This window comes from Paenibacillus sp. MY03, from assembly GCF_002165585.1.
In the GTDB taxonomy this organism is placed as follows: Bacteria; Bacillota; Bacilli; order Paenibacillales; family Paenibacillaceae; genus Pristimantibacillus; species Pristimantibacillus agaridevorans.
Map to the genome: position 1 here is coordinate 94,098 of NZ_MXQD01000009.1, position 25,269 is coordinate 119,366.

A 25,269-nucleotide genomic window follows, 5' to 3' on the forward strand; every position below is an offset into this window, starting at 1 on the left:
AGTTCGGGTAAAGCGATAAAAGTTTGAAAAAATAATAAAAGTTGTCACAAAATAAGGTGTCTCGTTAGTTATATGATTTGAAAGTTGAAAGTTGTTTTGACGGGATGGAGGTGAAGACCATTGGATTTGGACGACTTGTTAAAAAGAGCTCAAGCCGGGGAGGAGACAGCTTATGACGAAATTATCATGCAGTTTCAGCAGAGTATTTTTTCATATTGCTACTACATGCTGCGCAATAGACATGAGGCGGAAGATGTTGTGCAAGAGGTTTTTATAAAAGTATATAAAAATATTAGGCGTTCCCGCGAAGGGGGAGCATTGCGTCCCTGGATCTATAAAATAGCCTCAAACGAATGCCGCACGATACTAAAAAGAAAAACTACGCTGTATAATTTGCTTGCAAAATTCAAAATGATAGACACGCAGATGAGCACGGAAGAAGTATATTTTGAGCATACCATGGCGAATGTGGAGTGGTTTCAAACACTATCGATTCTTGACAAACAAATTCTGGTCCTCCGGATTATCCATGATCAGACATTCGACGAAATCAGTAAAATACTCGATATTCCTTCTGCAACCTTGCGTAAACGATATGAGCGGATTAGAAAAAAAGTGAAGAAGCACAGAGACAGCGAAGGGAGGGATTTGTATCAACAGCTCCGATTACGAATTCGAGAAGAAAGTTAAAGCAATGCTTGAAACAGACATACCGAGCATCGATCTATCGAAACAAATTAAGGCCAGGATAAATCATGAAAAGAATGCAAGGCGAGCTCTGATTGTCAATTCCAGATATGTGATCGTCTTGTCCATTCTCGTTCTTTCTTTTGCATCCTTATATACAGCCGCTGCTGCCGCAGGCCTTGTACAACAGTTCAAATGGTTCAACATTGATTTTGTGACTAGTGGAACGGAAGAGTCAGGCAGCACGAGTCAGATTAGCTCGAAACTTAGAATTGAAGAACAGTTATCAGATCCAAACAATATCCTTAAAACAATTGCTCCATCCGAGATGGACGAAGTTTATCCGTTTACCATTTTTCGAAGACCCGCTACAGATTTTGCATTTAAACTAGACCGCACTGTTGCCGGGTGGATTCATACGAATCTGGATCCTGTCTTGGATGATCAAAAGCGCTTTGAACCAACCATTTATCAGTTTTATAGGAAGGATGACAAATGGGCAATCGTCATACAAGGAGTAGAGGCTGTTGATCCGAGCCTTCAGATTCGTTCGAACTATTTAGGGGCATGGGAGAAAGTAATAGAGACTCAAGAAGCAATAGGCTTTTTTATTGTTGATGACAAAAATGAAGGTCTAATTTCTCTTCGCTTTCATCCATCCAATGAAAAACATGCTCTGGATATGCATATCATGGGGAATTTATCGAAGGAGGATATGATTCGACTTGCACGATTATATATGGAAACGTAAACTCAGAACGCCAGTTATGATCCTAGCAATGATTTCGCTCTTTAACATAATTGCGGGATGTACAGAGTCTTCGGAATCCGATGATGAAAGAGTCCAATTAAAGGTTCTAAGTCTCAGTGAGAAAGGATTTTATTCTACATACGGGGTGCCTTTTATGAGCAGGTTTCCGAACGTGGATATCGAGGTCGTAACGCTTCCGTTGTTTTTAGAAGAAAGCCCGCAGCAACGCAAAGACAAACAGATTCAATTTATCGAATCTGAGCAACCGGATATATTACTCCTTTCGGAACAACAATTTAAAGATGTTTCTTCAGAAAATTTGCTTATGGAACTGGATACTTTGCTAAACCAAGACAAAGATAAACAGTTTCTCTCGGGTATGGTTCCCACGGTAACCGATTATATTCGAAGCATCGGCTCTGGTAGATTATACGGTTTATCTAATCGATTTTATAGTCAGGCGCTGTATTACAATAAAGACCTATTCGATCGTGCGAACATACCCTATCCTCGAGATGGAATGAATTGGGAGGAAGTATTGCAACTGGCCCAGCTATTTAATCGGGAAGGAACCGAATCGTATGGATTAATGCTGACTCAAGCTTCAAGCCCTTTCCAGTTGGCTATTCAAATTGGACTTAGCAAAAGTATGCGTTATGTGGACGGCAAAGGAGAAAAAATCACAATTAGCGGAGAACACTGGAGGCATATATTCGAAATGGCCGTGCAGTCATTTCAATCAAAGTCGATTTATGAGTCAAGCGATGCCGATCAACCGCAACCAGGGATGACCTACAACGACATTCTACATTTAGATCCGTTTCTATCGGGTAAAACGGCGATGGTTATTAGCGGGAGTTTTTTGGCAGAACAAATTAAGGATGTTCAATTGCTGGATCATGAAAAGAAATTAAACTGGGACATGGCGACCATCCCTAGCGATGGTCGTACGATCGATTTCTCCAGTTTTATTTGGCTGGAAGACGTTGTGACAATAAATTCGAAGGCCCCCAATGTGAAAGCCGCTTGGGAATTTGTGAAATATGTGAATGGGGATGAATATGCAAGGATATCATCAGCCGCTCGATTAAATAATGGTGGTCTGACTTCGCGCACGAGCTATCTAAAGGATACAGAGGGCCATAATTATGCAGCTTTTTATGACCTATCGATTACATCGGGCGGCCCAGGTTGGATAGAAAGGCTGCCTCAAGGTTTTCATTCCGCTTTTAACGAAGCAGGTGAAAGGGAATTAACCAAGGTTTATGAAGGGCAAATATCGATTGAGCAAGCCCTGCAAAATCTGGAGGATGAAGGTTTGCAAATGTTGCGCAAATAAAAGGTGTGAATTCCAACCATCCCGCGGCTTTTTTGTTTAGGGACTTGCTTCCAAATTTTTAGTACCGTCGCTATTGACAAAACCGGCTACTACGTAATACTATGTAGAAGTAGTAAGTGATACTTGATACCAGTCATACAGAATAGCAAAGGAATGATGAGGTTGGAAAACTTAACAGAACTGCTAAAAGGCGCGCTAGAGGGCTGCGTCCTTGAAATTATTAGCCGCAACGAAACGTACGGCTACGAAATCACGCGGCAGCTGAACGCTCTCGGCTTCCAGGATGTTGTGGAGGGAACGGTGTATACGATCCTGATCCGGCTTGAAAAAAACAAACTTGTAGAGATCGCCAAGAAGCCCTCCGATATGGGGCCGCCGAGAAAGTTCTTCACGCTCAACGACGCGGGACGCAAGGAACTACAGAAGTTCTGGGAAAGATGGGAGTTCGTATCATCAAAAATGAATGAGTTAAAGGAGAAAAAACAATGAACTTTTGGGAAAAAATCACGGGAAGCGACATGACTAAAGAATTTAAAGCTTTTGAATCGCGAGCCAAAATGCTACCGGCCGATTATCAAGCGGCATGGGAAAACATTAAAACCCATCTTTGGCCGCACTCCGATTTCACGGGGCGCAACCTCATGCCCATTCTTGACGGCGTGCTTGGCCTGCTCGAAGAAACGGCGGCGGACGGCCAGAGTGTCCAAGAGGTATTGGGTGACGATATCAAAGGCTTCTGTGCAGCGCTAGCCGGCGAAGAAGGGGCAAAGACTTACCGCGACAAGTGGCGTGCTCAGCTGAATCATAATATCGCCAAAAAATTAGGCAAATAGGAGGGAAATATAATGAGCATACAAGATATCATCCAAGGCAAAAAAGAGTGGCGCGCGCATGTGGCGCGTGTCAAAGCGCTGCCGCAAGATTATCGGATTGTGTACAAAGAGATTCAAAAATATCTCTTTAAGGTCGGCCCTGTTGAGTTAACCGACGGGACGGGATTGCTCTCGGGAATTGTTGATCTTTTTGAAGAAGGCGCAGCCTCGAGGAAAGGCGTGCTCGAAGTGACGGGCAGTGACGTAGCGGCTTTCTGCGACGAACTCATCAAAGATTCCAAAACATACGCCGACCTCTACCAAGAAACGGTTGACCAAAAAGTAAACAAGGCCATGAAAAAGGCGACGGATCAATCAAAGTAAAGGGGGGATCGGGATGGGAAATGCAATCGAAGCGAGAGGTCTGCGAAAGTCGTTCAAGGACAAAGAAGTCCTAACGGGCGTCGATTTTGATGTGAAACAAGGTGAGATATTCGCCTTGCTCGGCTCCAACGGCGCTGGCAAAACGACGATTGTTAAAATCCTTAGCACGCTGATTGCGCAGGACGGAGGCGCCGCTGTCATTAACGGGTTTGACGTCGCGTCAAAGCCCGATCATGTAAGGCGTTCGATCAGCCTGGCCGGCCAGTTTGCCGCCGTGGACGAGATTTTGACCGGGAGGGAAAATCTCATCATGATTGCGAAGCTGCGTCACCTCAATAATCCGCGTCAGGTGGCGGATGACATGCTGCAACGCTTTGGGCTGACAGACGCCGCCGACCGCAAGCCGTCAACTTATTCGGGCGGCATGCGCCGCAGGCTCGACATCGCTTTGAGCCTTGTAGGAAATCCGCCGATCATATTTCTCGACGAGCCGACGACCGGGCTTGACCCCGAGGCGCGCATCGAGGTGTGGAAGACGGTCAAAGAGCTTGCTAATAATGGCACGACGATATTATTAACCACGCAGTATCTGGAGGAAGCCGAGCAGCTTGCCGATCGAATTGCCATTTTGCATGAGGGCAGAATTATTGCAGGCGGCACGCTTGAAGAACTGAAAAAGCTGTTTCCGCCCGCAAAGACGGAGTATGTGGAAAAACAGCCGACATTAGAGGAGATATTCCTCGCCATTGTCGGCAAAAAGGAGGGGAAGTAAATGGAGACTTCAAAAAACTACTTTTTTAACGATATGCGCGTTATGCTGGGACGTTCCATGCGCCATGTATTCCGTAGCATGGACACCATCATCACGGTCTGTATCACTCCGATTGCGATGATGCTGCTGTTCGTCTATGTGTTAGGAGGCGCAATCCAGACCGGTACGGATAACTATGTGAACTACCTGTTGCCCGGCATTCTGCTTATTGCGATTGCGAGCGGAATATCCTATACGGCTTACCGCCTGTTCCTGGATAAGCAACGGGGCATCATCGAGCGCTTTCACTCCATGCCGATCGCGCGTTCCGCCGTGTTGTGGGGGCATGTACTGACCTCGGTGGTATCCAACGCCATTTCCGTAGTCGTCATTATTCTCGTAGCGATCATGATGGGCTTCCGTTCATCGGCGGGTATATTGTCATGGCTTGCCGTAGCTGGAATACTCGCACTGTTCACGCTGGCTTTGACCTGGATCGCGGCGCTTGCCGGACTGTCCGCAAAAACGGTGGAAGGTGCAAGCGCGTTTTCTTACCCCCTAATCTTCCTGCCATTTATCAGCTCGGCTTTTGTGCCGACGGAGTCGATGCCGATGGCCGTCCGAGTCTTTGCCGAAAACCAGCCGGTAACCTCAATCGTGTCAGCCATCCGCGCATTGCTTGCCGAACAGCCTGTCGGGCATGATATTTGGATTGCGTTAGCATGGTGCTTAGGGATACTGATCGTCGCCTATCTCTTTGCGATGCGAGCGTACAAACGCAAGGCTGTTTAAGGGATACAAATTAACATGATCATCGTTAATCCAATTTTCTAAGCGGTCTATAAAACGCACGAATATCATCTGCCATAAGCTCCGGTTCCTCCAAAGCCGTAAAATGTCCGCCCCGAGGCATTGACGTCCAGCGAGTTATATTCAGGTTGCGCTCGGCCCATTCCTTGGGGGGCAATAGGATATCTGCCGAAAATAGGGCCATGCCTGTCGGCACTTCGATGCGGCCTAATGGCGGTAAAGAATGTGAGTTTTCAAAATACATTTGCGCTGTAGAGCCAATGGAGTTGGTAACCCAATAGATCATAATATGATTGAGCAGCTCATCCTCGCTAAATCGTTGACTAAGGTCACCATCGCAATCGCTCCAGGAACGAAATTTCTCAAGGATCCAGCCGGCCAATCCTACCGGCGAATCAGAAAGTCCATACGCCAGAGTCTGCGGTTTTGTGGACTGAATGGATATATACCCGCCCTCTTGAGCAATCCATGTAGCAGCCTTTATTTTGTATTGCCGTTCTTCTTCAGAAAGGTGTTCCGAATCATTTGAATTCAGGAGACTTCGAATAATACCGACATCCGTCAGATGGATGCCGACCAATCGCTCAGGAAAGTTGGCCGCCAGGTATCTTGTGACTCCTGAGCCCATGTCCCCGCCAGCGGCGGCGAATTTGTTGTAGCCTAATTCTGTCATGAGTTTAGTCCACATCTCGGCGACATGAAAGTTATTGATGCCAGGAGAAGCAGGCTGACTGGAGAAACCAAACCCGGGCAATGAAGGGACGATGACGTCGAAAGAATCCTCAGGATTACCGCCGTAGCTGGCTGGATCAGTGAGCAGAGGAATCATTTTTTCGTATCGAAGGTAACTGTCGGGCCAGCCGTGGGTCAGGATAATAGGCAGAGGATGGGGGCCTTTGCCGCGCTCATGTATGAAATGCACATTAATCTCATCAATTTCGCAAGTAAATTGGGCAAAGCGATTCAACTTGGATTCTTGCTTGCGCCAATCATAATGGTCCTTCCAGTACGAGACGAGAGATTGCAAATAACGCAATTCGGTTCCGCGTTCCCAACCTGAGTTTTCTAACTGCTCGGGCCAACGAATATGTTGCAGTCTGTACTGGAGATCATCAAGCAACTCATCGGAGACATGAATATGGAAACGTTCGACAGTCATAATAAAATCCTCCTTTGCTGTTTGCATGATCATTATATCCTTTGAAAGGGTATGGTACACTGTTATAAATGAAGCAATGAACTATACGATTTGATAGGTGATTACGATGCCTCAAGTAGATCGATACAAACAGCGTGCCGTAAATATTGAATTTTTCGCAGTCGAGGATTTCAGTCAGCTCCCTTACGCGGACCGGTTTTCGCTAATTTTTATTACTTCCGGCCGTATAAAAGGGTTATTAAACGATCGTCCTATATGCATTAACGCTCCCGGTATTCTTTGCTTGGCCGGAGACGATGAATGGCAAGTGACGGAGAAGCACAAGCTTGCTGCACAATCGTTTAATTTTCATCCTGAGTTTCTTGTATCCGCCATTTATGTTGAGACCGAGGATTATTTGCCAACAGCGCCCAGGATACAAACAGGCCGCTCTTTCTTTGTAAGAGAACATCCGTCTATGGCAGTTCCTCGTATGACCGAAAAAGCATATCCGCTATTGTTCCAGTGGTTTTTTGTTCTGGGTACGGAAGTACAGGCGCAAAGCGATGAGCGCTGGGCGTGCCGAATCAAAAAGTATCTGATTCAAATACTGGGATTGTTAGAGGATTTGAATCGAATGAGTCAACACTCGCCTGTTGATGCTGTGTTAGAGTATATTCACACTCATTATCCCAAAAAGATTTTATTAGAGGATTTGACGAAATGCGCTCATATGAATCGTGTGACGCTTAATCAATTATTTCAGGAAAGATGCGGATATACAGCGATCGGCTATTTGCTTTCACATCGTTTGAAGATGGCTTGCGATCTATTGACGCACACAGATATGAGTCTTAATGATATTGCTGGATCTATCGGATTTGAGTATGACACTTATTTTATCAAGCAATTTAATGCCAAAAAAGGCATGTCACCGACAACATACCGGACAATCTCGCGAAAGCTCGCCACTCATGTGTAATTGACCAGACCGGAAAACAAGGGAGCCCTCCCATCAATCGTTCCTGGATGAGGGCTCCCCGATCGCTGCGCTCCCGGAGCGCTCCTACCCGGCCGTTCCTGCCGCTGGCGCATGCAGGATGGTGTAGCCGTATGGAGGGAGAGCGACCTGTATCGCACTCTCCTCAACCACTGCGTATGGCTCGCTGTTCACGGTGCGCCATGACGCAGCCGGATGTGCTGCCGGTATCGCAGCGACCGCAGGAGCATCCTCATTATTCAGCATGAAGAGGAACCGCTCATTGTCGTCCCAGCGCTCATAGACCAGCAACTGCGGATGTTCCGGTACCGGCAGGAAGCGCAGACCGCTGCCGCGCAGCGCAGGGTGAGCCTTGCGAAGGCTGATCATGCTGCGGAAGAACGAAAGCAGCTCCGTATTCTGCTTGCTCTTGTCCCATTCCATACACTTGCGGTTGAGGGGGTCATGCTCTCCGTCCATGCCAATCTCGTCGCCGTAATAGATGCATGGCGCCCCCAGATAGGTCAGCTGGAATAATGTCGCCAGCTTCATGCGCTCCACATTGCCGCCGCATAGCGTCAACAGCCTCGTCGTATCATGGCTGCCGAGCAGATTAAATGATACTTCCGTAACCTGCTGCGGATAACCGGCGAGCTGCGTGCCAATTGCCTGGGCGAACTCGGCCGCATTCGTTAGCCTGCGGGCGAAGAAACCCAGCAGGATGTTCGTGAAGGGATAGTTCATGACCGCGTCGAATTGGTCGCCTTGCAGCCACGGCATGGAATCATGCATAATCTCGCCCAGGATATAAGCCGATGGATTGATCCGTTTGATCTCGCTCCGGAATTCCCGCCAGAATTGATGATCCACCTCATTGGCGACATCGAGACGCCAACCGTCCAGCCCCATCTCCTCCAGCCAGAAGCGACCGACATTAAGCAGATAAGCCTTTACTTCTTCATTAGCGGTATTGAGCTTGGGCATGATAGGCTCGAATGCGAACGTACCGTAGGTCGGAATCCCGTCAACGACTCTCAGCGGCCATTCTCGAATATGGAACCAATCCGCATAACGCGAATCCGGACCGTTGTTCAACACATCCACGAACGGCGGAAACGTATGGCCGCAATGATTGAACACGGCGTCCAACAGCACGCGAATGCCCCGGGCATGACAGGCATCGACCAGTTCTCTGAGCTTTTCGTTTGTGCCGAAATGAGGATCGATCCGCATATAGTCCGCAGTGTCGTACTTGTGGTTGGTGGTGGCGGCGAACAGCGGGTTGAAATACAAAGCATTAATCCCCAGTTCGCTCAGGTAATCCAGGTGGTCGATCACTCCCTGTAGATCACCGCCGAAGAAATTGCCGGCGCTGGGCGTACCGCCCCATTCCTGCACGCCCTCGGGGTCATTTGATGGATCGCCGTTAGCGAAACGCTCCGGAAAGATCTGATAGAATACCGCATCCTTGACCCATGCCGGGGGCATGTGAACATCCTGCGGATTAAGATACGGGAAGTCAAATAATCCCTCGTACATGACCTTGGGCGGCTGGTCAAAAAATCCCTTCTCCAAAAAGTAAAGGATCTCGCCATTGTCCGAGTGCAACGCGAAGTAATAAACAAGTCTGCGGAATCTGGGCTGCACGGCGGCTTGCCAATAGTCGAACAGCCCGTCGGATGCCAGACGCTCCATCGATATCGTTTCCTTGTACTTCTCCGAATTGTATTTGTCGCCGCAGTGCAGGTCGATGCGCGGGACATTGTTCCGTTTGGTGCGGATGCGGATGTGCAGGGTCGAATCATTGTAGGCATAGGACCAGTTTTGTCCCATCCTGTGGTAAACGGCTTCCAGCATAATCATCATTACCAGGCCTCCTTAGGCATGAAAACACAAAAAAGGGCCAACCTCTGTTAAGAACGAGGTTGAACCCGAAAGTTTCATTGCCTTTAAATTTTCTAAATCATACCATAACGTCTTTGCCAACACAATAACATTTTCATTTGCGAAGCGAAGATTCCCGAACCACCAGGCGGTGGGGGATGATGAAGCGTGATTTGGCTTTTTCCTCTCCCGCGAGCAGCAGCAACAGCTGATGTGCAGCCGTATAGCCGAGCTGATAGGTGCCGATATCAATGCTGGTCAGGGAAGGGGTGCAGAGCTCGGATAAAGCGATGTTGTTGAAGGCAGCCAGGCTGATATCCCGCGGAACATGGTAACCCAGCTCTCCCAGCCCGCGCAGCACGCCGAAGCAGACCCCATCGTCGATCACGACAAGCGCCGTCGGCCGGTCCTCCAGCTCCATCAGCATGGAGATCGCGCGGAATCCGCTCTGCTGAAGCAGCTCGCCGTCGATGATCCACTCGTCCTGCACAGGATAGCCGGCCTCCTCCATCGCCTTGCGGTAACCTTCCAGCCTGTCCCGGTTGACGATCATATTGGCTGGTCCGGCGACGAATCCGATGCGCTGGTTGCCTTGGGCGATCAGATGCTGTGTCAGTTCATAGGCGGCCCGGATATTATCCGTATCCACGGAGAGCGTGCTTGCGGAATAGTCATTGCGTCCAATAAGAACATAAGGGAATTGCTCCTCTTCCAGCAGCCTGATCAGGGGATCCTCCAGTCGCGAGCTGAGCAGCACGACGCCATCCACCCGGCCCCCTCGAACCATCCGGGTAAGGCTTTCCCGTTCTTCCTGCGCCAGGGAACCGGTGGCCATCAGAATATCGAAGCCGGAGCGGGAGGCGCGCGTGGAGATGCCGCGGATCAGCTCGGGGAAAAAGAAATTGCTGAATACATCATCCGGTGTCCGCGGCAGAATAATGCCAAGCGTGCAGGTTGTGCGCTTGGCCAGCCCCTGGGCGGCATGGTGGGGATGATAGCCGAGCTCGTCGAGTACCTGCCTGACCCGGAGAATGGTATCTTTTCCGATCCTTCCATTGCCGGCAATGACGCGCGAAACAGTCGAAGGGGATACCTGCGCTTTATTGGCAACATCTTTGATTGTAACCCTCATGAGAGCCTCCCGTCCCTTTGTGCAAGCGCTTGCTCACCTGATGATTCCTAATCATAGCTTAGGAGAAGAAAAACAGCAACGGAAAGATGAAAACGGCCGATAGAGCAAGTATAGAAGAGGAATAAATAGAATTTGGAAGATTTCTGCCATTTTATGAGTGAATTTAAGGGAATAAGCGAATTGCAAACGCTTTTACGATTGCTGTATGATGAATGCGAGCCAACGATTTACCAACTGATTCACCATAATTTAAAGGCAATGTTACCTGGAAGGGTACAACCTCGGCACCTTGTGCAGCGGGTTTGTACTCTTTTTTTGCATGCATGGCCTTATATGGACAGGTGGTATAGCGTTTGCGCAAATGATCGAATGACAACGGTGGGCAAGCAGGATGAAGCAATTAACCATGCTATTTATTCTGATTGAAGAAGGGGCGATTACAATGAACGGAGCGAAGAGAGCAAGGAAAACATCATGGGGAATGCTTCTGATGGGCCTGGCATTGGCGGTGATGATGGCGGCATGCAGCAACAACGGAGGCGGCAATGGGGCTGAAACTTCTTCGCCGGGCAATACCGGCGTAAATAGCGAGACGCCGGAGGAAACAGGCGGCAACGAAGAAGAGGAGATTGCGCCGGAGGAGGGAGCGAAGCTGGTCGTATGGGAAGCCAAAGAACAGCTGGCGTACATGCAGCAAGTCGGTGCCGCCTTCGAAGAGCAATTCGGTGTTCCGGTTACGGTAGAAGAGGTTGCAGGCGGCGATCAAGGCGGACGTCTGGCGACAGACGGGCCATCCAAGCTGGCAGCCGATGTACTGACGCTCCCTCATGACCAGATCGGTCTGGCGGTTACGGCGGGGCTGCTTCTGCCCAATGATCTGTTCGAAGAAGAGACGCGCGCCAACATGGTAGAGGCCGCCGTTACCGCATCCACCTACGATGGCATCTTGTACGGCTATCCCAAGTCGGTGGAGACTTACGGCATGTTCTATAATAAGGATCTGCTGCCCGAGGCTCCGCAGTCCTGGGATGACGTGATCGCTTTCGCCAATACCCATAATGATCCGAAGCAGAACAAGTACGCGATTATGTGGGAGTTCGTAGGTTACTACTCTTACCCGTTCATCGGCAGCTTCGGCGGCTATATTTTCGGGGAAGACAATATGAACCCCAATGATATCGGGCTGAACAACGAAGGAGCAGTCAAGGGCTTCACGTACCTGCAGAGCCTTCGCGACATTTTGCCGATGAATGCCGGCGACGTAACGTATGACGTAAAGACCCAGCTGTTCCAGGAAGGCAAGCTGGCCCTGAATATTGATGGTCCGTGGTCCGTGGCGGCCTTCAAGGACAAGGTGAACTTCGGCGTGGCCCCGCTGCCTCAGACTCCTGACGGTCAGCCATCCCTGTCATTCTCGGGCGTAAAATCCTATTACGTCAATTCGTATTCGAATTACCCAATCGCGGCCCGGCTGTTCGCGAACTTCGCCAGCAGCAAGGAAAACCAGCTCAAAAATTTCGAGATGACAGGCGCCATTCCGGCTAATATCGAGGCGGGCGAAGACCCGGCGATCAAAAATGACCCCATTACAAGCGGCTTCTTCCAGCAGTTCCAGAATTCCGTTCCGATGCCGTCGATCTCCCAAATCAACTCGGTGTGGGATCCGCTGAAGGCGGCGTTTATCTCCCTATGGGACGATGCCGGGCTGGATGCAAAGCAGACGCTGGATCAGATGGTAACGACGATTAAGGCGGATATCGCCTCGAAATAAATGACAGGTGGGTTGTGGCATGCAGAAAAAAACAATCGCAGTCCTTCTATCCATCCTGTTTATGGGTGCGGGGCAGCTGTATAACCGCCAATATTTAAAAGGGCTGCTGTTTCTGTTCATCCATGCAGCGGGCATATACAGCATGCTTCATTACCTGCAAGACTATCTGCGCGGCCTCATCACGCTCGGCGTTCAGCCGAGCGCGATGGTCAAGGTAGGCAAGCTGACCAAGATGGTGGAGGGGGATCACTCCATCTTCATGATGATCGACGGATTGGTCGCCTTGCTTGCGCTGATCTTGTATCTGTTCCTGTATGGACTGAATATCAGGGACGCCTGGCTGGTCGGGCGGTCGCGCGACCAAGGCGAGCGGCCCCATCACTTCATAGAATCCCTTAGAGAGATTAATCGCAAGCACTTTGCCTATATGGTGCTTGCCTTGCCGGCCGTTGCCATCTTGTTCCTGACGATCCTGCCGATTATTTTTTCCGTTCTGCTTGCCTTTACCAACTATGCGGATCCCATTCTCCCGCCTGCCAATCTTGTTGATTGGGTGGGCTTTGACAATTTCGTGAAAATGGTGAATCTCAAGGTATGGAGCTCGACCTTCGGCGGCGTGCTGACCTGGACATTGACATGGGCTGTAATCGCTACGTTCACGACCTATGTCGGCGGCGTGCTGGTCGCCGTCCTTATTCAACAACCGGGCATCCGCTTCAAGAAGCTGTGGCGTACCGTTCTTATTGTGCCGTTCGCGATTCCGAGCATGATCTCGCTGCTGGTCATGCGCAATATGTTCAACAATCAGTTCGGTCCCATTAACGGTTATCTGCGGGCAATCGGTTTGGAGGGGATCCCGTGGCTGACGGACCCGTTTTGGGCCAAGGTTACGGTGATACTCGCCAATATGTGGCTGGGCATTCCGGTCACGATGATCCTGGCGATTGGCGTGCTGACTACGATTCCCAAGGATATGTACGAAGCAGCCGAGGTGGACGGCGCGGGTTCCGTGCAGAAATTCCGTATGATTACATTGCCGATGGTGCTGTTTGCAACGGCGCCGATCGTAATTATGCAGTTCGCGGGCAATATCAACAGCTTTAACGTCATTTACCTGCTGACTAGCGGCGATCCGGTCAATTCCAATTATCAGTATGCCGGCCATACCGATCTGCTCGTCACTTGGCTTTATAAGCTGGCGCTCAACCAGTCGCAATACAGCTTCGCCTCGGTAATCGGCATTGTTATTTTCCTGCTGGTGGCTTCCTTCTCCATCTGGAGCTATAGGCGGACGCGATCCTACAAAGAGGAGGACATGATCGCATGAACAGAGGACCGGCCGCTGTCGCCAAATTATCGTTAAGCTATGTGATTCTGATTATTCTCAGCTGCATCAGCCTGTTCCCGGCGCTCTGGATTGTCATGTCCTCGCTCAAGGTCGGCAACAGCTTGTTCAGCGACACCTTCATACCTAAAAGTTTCACCTTCGAACATTATATAAATCTATTCCAAAATACCAGTTATCCGCTGTGGTTTCTGAATACCCTTAAAGTAGCGGCGCTATCGACGGTGCTCGGCACGTTTCTGCTGTTGTTATCCTCTTACGCGATCTCGCGTTATCGGTTCGCGGGCAGGAAGACAACGCTCACCACGCTGCTCGTCCTGCAGATGTTCCCGGGATTTATGGCGATGATTGCCATCTATGTGCTGCTTAATACCGTGGGCTTGTTGAACTCCCATTGGGCTTTGGTGCTTGTCTACAGCAGCGGGGCGATCATCACGAACGTGTTCGTGGCCAAGGGTTTCCTCGACACGATTCCCAGAAGCCTGGAGGATGCGGCGCGGATAGACGGCGCCAGCCATATGCGATTGTTTTTCTCCATTATGATTCCGCTGTCCAGGCCGATGCTGACGTATGCGAGCCTCATGATCTTTAACGGCAGCTTCGTGGATTTCATATTCGCGGATCTCGTGCTCCGCACGGAGGAGCAGCGGACGCTGGCCGTCGGTCTCTATCGGATGGTAAGCCAACGCAATTCAACGGAATTCACATTGTTTGCAGCCGGAGCCGTGCTGGTGGCCATTCCGGTCACCATGTTGTTCATGTTCTTGCAGCGATTCCTGGTGGAAGGGCTGACGGCTGGGGCGTCCAAGGGATAAAAAACGTCTTAAAGAAATAAACACGCCGCATTCGGCGTGTTTATTTGTGTTTAGTAGTTTCTTCTTATATGAGAAGCATCTTCCTGGCAACTCTTTAAAAAACTTCGATTTCAGACAAGCCGTTGTTAAGCCAGCCAGAGTTGGACGAATCGACTTGGAACTTCATCCATGTAATGCCGCTTTTTGCGGGAAAGGTCACTGTAATCGGAGCCCCGGCGTTATCGAGCGCTCCGACAGCGATGCTCGATCCATCACTGAAGGTCAGCGTACCGGACTGAATGTTATCATACGGATTAGAACGGTCATATAATTTGACGGATTCAATTGTAATGCCAGCGTTCCAAGTCAATTTGATCCATGGACGCTCCTCGCCATTAGATGCCCATTCTCCGGCTCCCCAAATATGTTTGACGCCATCGATTGTTAGGGCGCCATTTAAGGTCGGATCGGCCGAAGAGGTTTCCAATTTGTTGGCTGCAGGCGCTTTGTTGCCGCTTACGACTAGACCTAACTCATATTTCAGCAATTGATCCAGCAAATATTTTCCTGCCACGTTTTCCCTGGCGTCATGATCCGTAATGAGATCGCCGGTCAGGTCGCCGCCTGCCGCAAGGCTGTCGAGGCGCAGTGTCGTCTGAAGCAGCGTGCCGCTGCCAACATTGAATTTAGATAAGTAGGAGCTTACGGAATAGCCGCGTAAATCCATTCTCGCAATGATAGGTTGATGAGCCGCAAGATTCGTCCCCCCGTAAAACCCTTTGTAATCGAGCGAATAGTCGGTTGCCAAATCGAGAAACTGCTGGTTGCCGAAACCTTCATGAGGGAATTGTCCCAGTGCGGGATGCTCATTCGGAATAAAGGCAAACGCCCCGATATTAAATGTGCCTGATTGTGATGCGACCGGTCCGGCGCCGTGACCGACATAAAGCACTTTCCCGCCGTTGTTCAAATAGCTGTTGATGGTCGCGCTCCAATCTGTTGTAATGAGTAGATCCGGATTGTCGTTAGCCCAAGCCGTCATCCAGGGATAACGGGTTATCAGATCCAACTTATTGGCAGGGTCGTAAACCTGAACCGATTTATCCGGACTAGATAAAGGTGTATCCGAATATACCCAGACCGGCCAGTCGTTCGTAACGATATAATCTCCGCCATTGGCGGTTAGCGTCACTTGAAGCGTATATTTATACGAGCTTGCGTCGTCCGGTGTGGTAAATGTAATAGCATTCAAGTCGTATACATCGCCGTTTGCAAGTGTTACACCGTTCTGGCTCGTTCCGGACGAAATGATCGTCCCGTCTGCTTTCAGCTTCCAAGTGACTGAGCCATTCGTAATTGCGGTTCCGTCGTAATGCGACAGCTTCGGGGCAACGGTAAATGAAGAACCTCCCCACACGTTGAGTGTCTGCCGATCAAGCAGCAACGCCGTCGGGTTTGTCGATTTTGTTAATTCAGCCGAGTCGAACTTGAGATCGCCGTTATCGTCATAAAAACCGGCTTGCGTTTGCGCGATATCGCGAATGTGTGTAACGAACAATCCGGCTACTCTGCTATTCATTTTGGATGCTTCGATATAATGCTTCTTGGACATTTGCGCATTTGCGATGGAAGAAGATCTAAACGCATTGATTTGCGCGAGACTGAAGCCTTGGTTTTGCAAAATCGTCTCGGGATCATTCGTTCCGAACATCGTCCACCACCAAGGCAATGTCCCGCCGTTGGCGTTCTTGATCGCGGTCGTATTGCGAATGGTATCGGTATCGGCATATTCGCCCAGAATAAGGGGTTTATCAACGCCGCCGCTAGCTCTGGCATTTGCCCAAACATCGATAATTTCTTTGAATTTGTTTAGTTGATAGTAGGGGTGGGTCGCGTAGAAATCGCCGTATTTCGTCATCCCTCCCGAACTGTTGTCCAGAAATAGCCGGTTAGGAGCCAGCGACTTGCCCATGTTGTACAAATCGAACATTAACGAGTCCATCTTTGGCGAGAAGGTTATCATTTCGCAATTGAAGTCGCTCATGATGACGCTCGGATGGTTACGATCTTTTATCACCATTTCGGTTATATTGCTGCGCGATCGGGAGAAGAAGTCATCCGACTCGACCGGATGCCAGATTGGATATTCAATGTAGACAAGCATGCCTTGCCGGTCCATTTCATCAAGAACATACTTTGGCGGCACCGTCAGGGTGTATTTGATGGTATTGAATCCTGCGTTCTTTAGATCGGTGATTTCTTTTTGTACTTGCGAGACAGAAGGCGCCTCTGCAAGCGTGTCCCAATAAAGTCCCCAGTGAAGCATGCCGGTAAGGAAGATGTTTTCATTATTCAGTTGAATTTTTTTGCCTGATACGCTTATTTTTCGCATCCCAAAGTCTACGGTTTCGGCATCGAGCACGGACGACCCTTCTTTGACCGATACGGTGGAAGTATAGAGATGGGGGGCGGATGTTGACCAAAGCTCGAAGGACGGCATATTTACATAAAAGCTGATGTCGGCCATCCCGTGCGCGTCCAGCGTTACGGAGCTCGAACCTGAATAGGAAGTGCCACCCCCAGCGCGGGGCGCAATATCAGAATGAAACGTTAATGATCTTGAGATGTTGCTCTTGTTGTGCACGCTCAGTCGCACTTCTGCACGATTATTATCGATATCGGGATTCATAAATACATTTTCTATATAGATGTTTTTGGAGGTGCTTAAGTTGACGTCTTGCCAAATTCCGCCGTAATTAATAGCAATTGTATCCTGAAGAAAGCCGGCATTCGTCTCTTTAACGGGAATTGTCCCGGTACCGGAGTTCAATCGCGAATCAAATTGATCGGTTACTCGAACGATCAGCGAGTTCGTTCCGCCTGCATTAACGATGTTGTTCATCGAGCTGATGTCGAATTTAAACGGCACATAGCCGCCTTCGTGAGAACCGATGAACTTGCCGTTCAACCATGCCTCCAGCTTATAGTCGGCAGCATCGAACTGCAGCCACTTGATTTCATCGGATGCAAGCGAAGGGATCGAAATATTCGTCTTGTACCAGCCTACTCCGTCGAATCGTTTTGGGTCTTGGTAAACGGAATCGATTGTACTGCCTACGTGAGCGTAAATTCGGACTTTCGCGGCGGAAAGGTTGGACAGGCTTCCGATATGATGATCCGTACGTTCGTAATAGTTTAATCCGTTTGGATTATAATGGCCGATAACGACCGTATGGTCCGTTCCTCCATTATCGTATTTGGACTCTTCCCAAGCTCCCAGCGAGGAATTGTAGGTCATGAGCCGAATATTAAAGTTGCGATCCGTTGCGGCTGTCCAATTCGTTAAATCATTCGACCAGTAGCTGTTTCCCGATGGAGCGTTGCCGCTGGCGAATAAATCCAGCGTATTCGTTTGCATGTTTCCGGGGTTGTCGATTGTCGAATCAAGAATGATCGAGTTATTGCCCGCCTTTAGATAACTGATCGGAACGGGGATTTCGATCCAATGGTTGCCGTTATCCTGCAGATTGGAAATATCGGCGGATACCCACTCGTTGTCATTTAGTTTTACTTTTACAAAATTTTTTTTGACACCGGAAAAGGACAGACTTGTTTCCCATGCCGAAGGAACGGCAATATTTTGCCAGACTGCATCATCAAGCTTCGAATATTGCAGGCGGACATTCCAATGTCGATCGCTGTTTTGCATAAAGTTGACGCCGTCATTGCTGTACCATGCCAAATGGGTCGTGCCGCCAGGGATTGTTGCCAATAAGTCCAGCGAATCATCCCCCATATTACTGCCGCTAACAATGGTCGAATCGAAAGTGACAGCGTTATCGCCATCGAGCAGATCGGCATGATTTAAGGGAATTTCGATCCAATGTGTCTTGTTGTCCATATACTGGCGAAGATCTACATGCTGCCATTGACCATCATTAATATTCACCTTTAAGCAGTAACAGGTTTCCCCTGTTTTACGGGTAAGATTGCTGCCCACATGAATTTGAGCCATGATTTTGGCATATTGGACATCGTTTTTGTCGGGAATATTCAATACCATGCGTTCGATGTAAGTCTTGCCATTGGGTGAATAGCGCCCAATTACCGTTGATGTGTCGCGAACGCCGGAATCGTATTTGATGATGCGAATATCATTTTCTATATCCGGGTAGATCTGCCAGGTCCCATTAAGGCTGGCCTTGTCGGTAAAAGCTTCAGCTTTTTTCATTGCAAGCGCTCCCATTACTATGATCGTAAAACAAAGGATTGGCAGGACAAGCCGTAAACTCCTCACACTGTGTTCCTCCTTTAGGATAGATGGATCATGTCAGGCCCATTATGACTGAATGCGAGAACGGTGCTCCCTCACCTCCCGTTTTTAAAAAATACAACTGGTTACGTGTGGAATATATCATGTTAAATTAGGAGGAGTCAATCCTAAATATCATGACAAATTATTGTTGACATTACAAATCGACCGTGCTAATTTTAATCATATCGGACAGTGAAGTTATTGGTTTCTGGCCAGAACTTTAAACTTACTGGCTGAAATATACAGGCAAGAGGGGGGTTATATGCCATTTGTAAAGACAAATAGAGCGAAGTTCATTTTTTTGCCCTTGTTGTTGTTGTCAGCTGCGGCAATCGCTTTTTTTGTTCTGTGGAGCCAGCGGGGCGGACAGAACGTTTCTTCGGGCTTCCTGGAGAAGGAGGGGGTCTACAACGTTCAGGTGCATGGCGCCAAGGGCGACGGAACGACGGACGACACAGAGGCGATTCGCAGCGTCATCGACTATGTGCAGAGCGCGGGAGGGGGAATCGTCTTTTTCCCTGCCGGCAAATACAAAGTCTCGTCAACGCTGCTTCTATCAGGCAATAATGTAGAGCTGCGGGGGGCGGGCAAGGCTTCGGTCATTTTTATGGATAAGAGCGACGGTACGGTCATTAAAATCGGCAACGAAAATGAAATGATGCATACGACGCATAACAAAGTAACGAATCTGACGATTGACCGTGCCGTGCCGCCTGATCCGGATATCGAGGGAAAGATCTCGTACGGCATTCATGTTGAGCGTGCGCGCTTCACTACTTTGGATGGCGTCATCGTCTATAATGCAGCCTATGGCATCGGAGTGGGCGAAAAGGGCGGGGACGGGTTTCCGAACCAATTTACGAATATTGTAAATTCGTATGTCATGTATTCCGGAAGCATGCAGCCGGTATCGACGTTTCCCGGCGCAAATATCGTTTTTTGGTCAGGCGCGGACTATAAGGTTAATACGACATTCGTAGAGCCGACCCATGTCGGTATCTTGATGACGGGCAATGCGAACGGTATCAACATCAACGAAACGACCGTCATTAACGGCGCGCCTTACAAGAAGGGCATTGTCAGCATTGGCAAAGGCTTCGCCCGCTACATCAGCAATTCGATCATTGAAAATGCGCTCGAAGAACAAATCTATATCGGTGAAGGCTCGCAGCGGGTCACCGTATCCGATTCGTGGATCGGAGCGGGCAGTCGCAACGATAAGAACGACCGCGCCGGGATCGTCATCGAGGACACAACGCAAAAAGTGACGATCGCCAACAACAGAATTGGCGATCAGCGCAAGCAGGCCATACTTTCTGCCGGATTCAACGTCATTATTCAAGGCAATACAATCGAAGAAAACGTCAATTCCGGCTGTGCTTGCGATAGCGTGGAGATTACTGGAGGAGATTATGTCATCGTCTCGGACAATCGGGTGTTTGGCAGTCTCGATCGGTATGGCATTCATGTCAGCGGCAATACCGATTACTACACCATTACCGGCAACGTGTCGCCGGAAGCTGGCGTGCATGCGGCCGCCGCTGGTAAAAATGCGATCGTTAAAGATAATTTGTAAACGCATAATGAAAGCGCTTAATACTTAGTGATATATTTGTTTAAGGGGGAAAAGTAAATGAAATTTATCGGTTCGAAAACGAAGAGCACTATAATGATTAGCCTTTTGGCGGTTATGGTCGGCTTATCTGCTTGCAGCAACGAAGGCAACAGTCCCAGTCCGACAATAAACACGCCTACGGACAATCCCGATGCTTCAGGCAAGCTTAAGGGCAGGATCGTCCTTTCTAACAAAATGGCTGAGCAAACGGCGCTGCTGGAAAAGGCAATCGAAGAATACAAGAAGGTACAGCCCGATGTGACGGTCGATTATCAGATCAAGCCTTGGGAAGGTTACGAAACGTTTCTGAAAACGACTCTGGTTGGAGGCAGCGCGCCGGACGTCATGTTTACGGAGGAGGCGAATACGTTCCGGGCGCAGGACTCGATCATTTCGCTCGACGACTATCTAAATACTCCGAATCCGTACTCGGATACGGAGAAGCCGTGGAAGGACGATTTTGTCGCCCCCTACATCGATATGACGCGAGATGGGGCGGGACGATCGAACATGGTGCCATGGTCCATATTTAGCCTGGGGCTGTTCTATAACCAGGAAATGTATGAAAAGGCCGGAGTTGCGCAGCCTCCAGCGACATGGAACGAATGGAAGCAGGTGAACCAGCAGTTGGCGGACGCGGATTTCTTGCCTTGGGGATTGGCCATTAAACCGGACGACGCTCAAAGCTTGTGGGCCATCGGCAACTGGATGAACGCCGCTTTCCGCTCGGATTACGAGGTGCTTAATCTCAAGCATAAGGAAGGGTGGAGCTACGATCCGAACGACCCGGCTTCGACGGTCGGCGAAGCGATTACAATCGACGAGCTGTGGATCGGCTACAAGAAGGGCATTCTCGACCCGGCCAAATCGGAGAAGCTGCGTTCCCTCTTCCAGCTGTTCAAAGAGATGACCCCCTATATGAACAAGGACTTTATGGCCATCGGGGGCTCGGAAGTGCCGCAGCGGTTCCTGACCGCCAAAAATGCCCAGTTCTATAACGGAACCTGGTTCGTCGGCAATATCAACATGCATATGGAATCGCTCAAGGCCGATGGCAAGGAGGATCAAACATTCCGCTGGGGCGTCATTCCGTTCCCTAAGGTTGGAGCTGAGAACGGTGCTTTTTTTGACAAAGGCGAGTCAAATGAACTGTCGGGACTGCGTAACGGATTCATGGTCAAGAAGTCGGACGATGCAAACACTACCAACATTGCGATTGATTTCCTCCGTTTTCTGACGAGCCCGAAAATGGCGTCCGAGCTGTTCCAATTAAAAAATCCGGACAGCGGCAAACGCTACGTAGCAGATATAGCCGCGATTGCGGGCGTCCCTCCAATGGAAGGTGCGGAGATGCTTTCGCCTGAACGCAAATATGCCGATCTCAACCTGACGTTTTTCGCCGATCAGAAGGATCAGGACGAGTTCTGGGGGCAATGGCAAAAATATTTGACCGACAAAATAACGCTGGACGAATTTGCGGCCCAGCGCAGCAAATCGTTTGGAGCGGGTATTGAGCGTCAATTAAAGCTGCTCCAAAGCGAGGTGGACCAGGCTCTGATCGATAGCGAGTTGAAATAAGGAACAAGGGGAGAGCGGGCTAGCCCTTGCATGTCTGCGGGGCTGGTCCTGCTGTTCACTCCAAATGCCGGAGGAGATGGGTGGAATTTTGGCTTCGAAAATCAATTTTCGCGCGTTGTTCAAGAACAAATGGCTTTATGCCGGCTTGCTTCCATCATTCGGCCTGCTCGCCATATTCTCGTATTATCCGTTTTTTAATTCGTTTTACACTTCGCTGCTCGATTCGAACGGCGTCAATCACAGCAAGTTCGTCTGGCTCGCCAATTTCGTTGAACTGCTGACAAACGATGCCGAGTTTTACCCCGCGCTAAAGGTGATGGCGGTCTTTGCAGTGGCTGACGTAGTCAAGGCGGTCAGCGTCCCCTTGTTTGTGGCGCTCATGATCCACCACCTGCGCAGCGAGCGGGCGAAGTACATTTTTCGCGTCCTGCTCGTCGTTCCGGCGGTTGTCCCGAGCATGGTCGGGCTGCTTTTGTGGAAAAGCTTTTTGAGCGAAACGGGGATGATCAACGAGCTGTTAAAAGTAATCGGAATGGGACAATTTGCGACAAGCTGGCTGGGAAATGAGGATACGGTCATTGGAGCTCTCATTTTTATCGGATTTCCGTGGGTAAACGGCGTCGGTACATTAATCTTGTTAGCCGGCCTGATCAATATCTCCAAGGAATTATATGACGCGGGGCGCGTCGATGGCGTATCAGCCTGGAGGCGAATGTGGAACATCGAAATTCCCTTAATTCTGCCACAGCTCAGGTTGCTGATCATTTTGACAATCATCGGCAGCATCCAATCGTATGAGAGCATCCTGATCATTACGCAAGGCGGTCCGTACGGCATTACGAATGTGCCGGGGCTTATGCTGTACAACAATGCCTTTAGCTATGGGCGCGTCGGCTACGCTTCTGCAATCGGCATCGTGCTGTTCTTGCTCATTATTGGCTTTACCTACATTAATAATCGCTATAATCGTGTAGACGCATAAATGCCGAACGACAACAACCGAACATGCAGGGGAGGGAATGCGGTGCAGAACCGCAGATGGCTCGTGTTTGAAGCGCTCCGCTATATCGCGTTGAGCGCGATGATGGCTTTCTCGCTTTACGGTCTCTTTTTCATGGTCATGAATTCGTTCAAGACAGAAGCGCAAATGACGATCAATTACTGGCTGCCGGAGTGGAAAAATCTTGCCTGGGAAAATTACGAATTCGGGTGGAAGGCTGTCTCGCCCTACATTTGGAACAGTATCTATATTGGCTTGTTTACCGTGGCGGGCACGCTGCTTGTCGGCGTCATTTCTGCCTATATTTTCGCCCGGTTCCGCTTTCCCGGGAAAGAAATGCTGTATATCGGCGTCATCTCTCTTATGATGATTCCGGGCATTCTGACCTTCATTCCTTCATTCATCATCGTGCAGAAGCTCGGTCTGCTGAATTCTCCGCTAGCGCTGATTATCCCCGGAATCGCCGGCGGACAGGTCATGGCCATCTTTCTTCTGCGCGCCTTCTTCGAGCAAATATCGAAGGAGCTGCTAGAGGCGGCAAGAATTGACGGAGCGACCGAAGGAAGCATTTTGCTGCGAATCGTGCTGCCGTTGGCGATACCGATGGTCATGACCATCTCGATACTGACGCTGCTCGGCTCATGGAATTCCTATATTTGGCCGCTTGTAACCATTAGCGACCAAACCTACTGGACGCTGCCGCTGGGCATTGCCAATATCAGCAGCGGATACGACGTCAAACGAACGCAGATGTATGCCGCATACACGGTCGCTTCGCTGCCGCTCATGGCAGTCTTCTTGTTTACGATGAAATACTTTATCGAGGGGCTTAGCTCCGGTTCCGTCAAAGGCTGATTCCATTGACAAACGTATTCGTTCTGGTTAAACTGAACTCACGATTTGTAATGTCAAATACGAAATGTGTTTTCAAAGGAGTAAACATGGAATCGGAATCACCTAAGTATTCACAAATTAAGCAGTACATCGTTCAGAAAATTAATCAGGGCGATTTTAGGCCGCATGATCAGATACCGACAGAGTTCATGTTGTCGGAAAAGTTCGGTGTCAGCCGGATTACGTCCAACCGGGCCATTCGCGAGCTGGAGATGGAAGGGTATATTTATCGGACGCGGGGCAAAGGCAGCTTCGTGGCTTCTCCTAACGATCGTCTGGCAGGTGCCGGTACCGAGTACAGCGTGCCCGATGCGGCACGCAGGGTTGCCGTGATTTTTGCAGATGTCCAGCATCATCAGTACGGGTATACCACCTGTATGGAAATATTGCTGGGCGCGCAGCGGGTGCTTGCCGAGCACGGATACGACGTATCTATCTTTTTCAGCGATGAGAGCGAGGAGCAGGAGCAAAGTCTGATCACTGCGGCTTCGAGCGGCCAATTTTCCGGTTTTCTCCTTTTGCCATTATCCAGCAATCATGAGCAAGAGGAGTTGAAGCGGCTGAACGAGCGGCGTTTTCCGTTCGTCGTTATCGACCGCACGATCCGGACGCTGCGAACGAATCTGGTCACTTCCGACAACTTTGACGGGGCTTACCAAGCGGTTTCCTATCTGATTGAGCAAGGGCATCGCAATATCGCGTTTTTGTCGCTCAAAATCGACTATGCCTCATCGGTGCACGAACGTTATAGAGGTTACTGCGAAGCGTTGAGCGATCACCGGATTCCGCTGCGCCGGGAGCTGGTTATGGAAGACTACATTCCGGCAAATATGGCGGCGATCACCGAACGGCTCCTGGAGCAGATCCAATCTCCTACGGACAAAGTAACGGCAGTGTTTGCCATCAATGACGAAATTGCGATCGACGTGATGAAGGCACTGCCTCAGCGCGGCGTGGCAATACCGGAAGATGTCAGTCTGATCGGCTTCGATGATTCTCCCATGCTGGATCATGTGTCGATTCCGCTCAGCTCGGTCAAGCAGTTCCGCAAGCGGTTAGGCGAACAGGCCGGCGAAATGCTCATTCGGCATATCGAGGATAACGAGCTGCCGCTGGAGCATGTGATGCTTAACACAAAGCTGGTCGTCCGCAAGTCGACGGGCAAGGCGAAATAAAGAGGCGGTGCCGCATTGCATGAATGGCAATGCGGTGCAGCCGGCGATTCGGCTGGCGGCATTATAATGTAAGCGCTATATTGTAATTTCAAAAGTCATGTCAACATGTCAAATG

20 protein-coding genes and 2 pseudogenes are annotated in these 25,269 nt (G+C 49.6%); 18 read left to right on the forward strand and 4 right to left on the reverse strand.

Going from position 1 to position 25,269, the window contains the following annotated elements; all coding sequences use genetic code 11:
* Positions 1 to 120: 120 nt before the first annotated feature.
* The 8 genes from B1748_RS10955 (at position 121) to B1748_RS10990 (ending at position 5,516) form a co-directional block, all read left to right on the forward strand.
* Positions 121 to 690: an RNA polymerase sigma factor gene (locus tag B1748_RS10955; RefSeq protein WP_087567941.1), complete on the forward strand. Its 570-nt coding sequence runs from the start codon at positions 121 to 123 to the stop codon at positions 688 to 690.
* Positions 691 to 694: 4 nt separating this feature from the next.
* Positions 695 to 1,438, forward strand: a complete 744-nt coding sequence (locus B1748_RS10960; RefSeq protein ID WP_087567942.1) for a hypothetical protein — start codon at positions 695 to 697, stop codon at positions 1,436 to 1,438.
* 154 nt (positions 1,439 to 1,592) lie between these two features.
* Positions 1,593 to 2,777 (forward strand): ABC transporter substrate-binding protein, encoded by a 1,185-nt coding sequence (locus tag B1748_RS10965; RefSeq protein WP_373271270.1) that lies wholly within the window; start codon positions 1,593 to 1,595, stop codon positions 2,775 to 2,777.
* A gap of 153 nt (positions 2,778 to 2,930) precedes the next feature.
* Complete coding sequence (locus B1748_RS10970) at positions 2,931 to 3,266, forward strand: PadR family transcriptional regulator (RefSeq protein ID WP_087567944.1); 336 nt, start codon at positions 2,931 to 2,933, stop codon at positions 3,264 to 3,266.
* Positions 3,263 to 3,610, forward strand: coding sequence for a DUF1048 domain-containing protein (locus tag B1748_RS10975; RefSeq protein WP_087567945.1), 348 nt, complete (start codon positions 3,263 to 3,265; stop codon positions 3,608 to 3,610). The genes B1748_RS10970 and B1748_RS10975 overlap by 4 nt, the downstream gene beginning before the upstream one ends.
* Positions 3,611 to 3,622: 12 nt before the next feature.
* A complete protein-coding gene (locus tag B1748_RS10980; RefSeq protein ID WP_087567946.1) occupies positions 3,623 to 3,973 on the forward strand; it encodes a DUF1048 domain-containing protein in 351 nt (116 codons plus the stop codon).
* 13 nt (positions 3,974 to 3,986) lie between these two features.
* Complete coding sequence (locus B1748_RS10985; RefSeq protein ID WP_087567947.1) at positions 3,987 to 4,745, forward strand: ABC transporter ATP-binding protein; 759 nt, start codon at positions 3,987 to 3,989, stop codon at positions 4,743 to 4,745.
* Positions 4,746 to 5,516, forward strand: a complete 771-nt coding sequence (locus B1748_RS10990) for an ABC transporter permease (protein ID WP_087567948.1) — start codon at positions 4,746 to 4,748, stop codon at positions 5,514 to 5,516.
* A 25-nt stretch (positions 5,517 to 5,541) separates the two neighbouring features.
* Here the strand turns inward: B1748_RS10990 and B1748_RS10995 are convergent, their stop codons facing one another.
* Entirely contained in the window at positions 5,542 to 6,693 is a 1,152-nt protein-coding gene (locus tag B1748_RS10995; protein ID WP_087567949.1) for an epoxide hydrolase family protein, read from the reverse strand.
* Positions 6,694 to 6,799: 106 nt separating this feature from the next.
* Between B1748_RS10995 and B1748_RS11000 the strand changes: the two genes are divergently transcribed.
* Positions 6,800 to 7,654, forward strand: coding sequence for an AraC family transcriptional regulator (locus B1748_RS11000; RefSeq protein WP_087567950.1), 855 nt, complete (start codon positions 6,800 to 6,802; stop codon positions 7,652 to 7,654).
* Between the two features lie 84 nt (positions 7,655 to 7,738).
* On the opposite strand, the gene B1748_RS11005 is transcribed toward B1748_RS11000, so the two are convergent.
* Both B1748_RS11005 and B1748_RS11010 read right to left on the reverse strand, forming a co-directional pair.
* The gene (locus tag B1748_RS11005; protein ID WP_087568083.1) at positions 7,739 to 9,514 is read right to left on the reverse strand and encodes a glycoside hydrolase family 13 protein; all 1,776 of its coding nucleotides are present in this window, start codon (positions 9,512 to 9,514) and stop codon (positions 7,739 to 7,741) included.
* Positions 9,515 to 9,650: 136 nt separating this feature from the next.
* A complete protein-coding gene (locus B1748_RS11010; protein WP_087567951.1) occupies positions 9,651 to 10,667 on the reverse strand; it encodes a LacI family DNA-binding transcriptional regulator in 1,017 nt (338 codons plus the stop codon).
* Between the two features lie 391 nt (positions 10,668 to 11,058).
* On the opposite strand from B1748_RS11010, the gene B1748_RS11015 reads away from it, so the two are divergent.
* From B1748_RS11015 to B1748_RS11025, 3 genes are read left to right on the forward strand one after another with little or no spacing between them, the layout of a single operon-like run.
* Entirely contained in the window at positions 11,059 to 12,438 is a 1,380-nt protein-coding gene (locus B1748_RS11015; protein WP_256975620.1) for a sugar ABC transporter substrate-binding protein, read from the forward strand.
* Between the two features lie 19 nt (positions 12,439 to 12,457).
* Positions 12,458 to 13,765 carry a carbohydrate ABC transporter permease gene (locus B1748_RS11020; RefSeq protein ID WP_087567952.1) on the forward strand — a complete coding sequence of 436 codons (1,308 nt, stop codon included), beginning with the start codon at positions 12,458 to 12,460 and terminating at the stop codon, positions 13,763 to 13,765.
* Positions 13,762 to 14,598 carry a sugar ABC transporter permease gene (locus B1748_RS11025; RefSeq protein ID WP_087567953.1) on the forward strand — a complete coding sequence of 279 codons (837 nt, stop codon included), beginning with the start codon at positions 13,762 to 13,764 and terminating at the stop codon, positions 14,596 to 14,598. The genes B1748_RS11020 and B1748_RS11025 overlap by 4 nt, the downstream gene beginning before the upstream one ends.
* A gap of 94 nt (positions 14,599 to 14,692) precedes the next feature.
* Here the strand turns inward: B1748_RS11025 and B1748_RS11030 are convergent, their stop codons facing one another.
* A complete protein-coding gene (locus tag B1748_RS11030; protein ID WP_179215524.1) occupies positions 14,693 to 18,808 on the reverse strand; it encodes a glycoside hydrolase family 2 protein in 4,116 nt (1,371 codons plus the stop codon).
* Positions 18,809 to 19,154: 346 nt separating this feature from the next.
* Between B1748_RS11030 and B1748_RS37995 the strand changes: the two are divergent.
* The 6 genes and pseudogenes from B1748_RS37995 to B1748_RS11055 form a co-directional block, all read left to right on the forward strand.
* Positions 19,155 to 19,694, forward strand: a pseudogene (locus tag B1748_RS37995) (glycosyl hydrolase family 28-related protein); the annotation flags it as partial.
* Positions 19,695 to 19,895: 201 nt separating this feature from the next.
* Positions 19,896 to 20,468, forward strand: a pseudogene (locus B1748_RS38000) (right-handed parallel beta-helix repeat-containing protein); the annotation flags it as partial.
* A 57-nt stretch (positions 20,469 to 20,525) separates the two neighbouring features.
* Positions 20,526 to 22,085, forward strand: coding sequence for an ABC transporter substrate-binding protein (locus B1748_RS11040; protein ID WP_087567956.1), 1,560 nt, complete (start codon positions 20,526 to 20,528; stop codon positions 22,083 to 22,085).
* Positions 22,086 to 22,173: 88 nt separating this feature from the next.
* Entirely contained in the window at positions 22,174 to 23,067 is an 894-nt protein-coding gene (locus B1748_RS11045) for a carbohydrate ABC transporter permease (RefSeq protein ID WP_179215525.1), read from the forward strand.
* A 42-nt stretch (positions 23,068 to 23,109) separates the two neighbouring features.
* Positions 23,110 to 23,940, forward strand: coding sequence for a carbohydrate ABC transporter permease (locus B1748_RS11050; protein WP_179215526.1), 831 nt, complete (start codon positions 23,110 to 23,112; stop codon positions 23,938 to 23,940).
* Positions 23,941 to 24,026: 86 nt separating this feature from the next.
* Entirely contained in the window at positions 24,027 to 25,154 is a 1,128-nt protein-coding gene (locus B1748_RS11055; protein WP_179215527.1) for a GntR family transcriptional regulator, read from the forward strand.
* Positions 25,155 to 25,269: the final 115 nt, after the last annotated feature.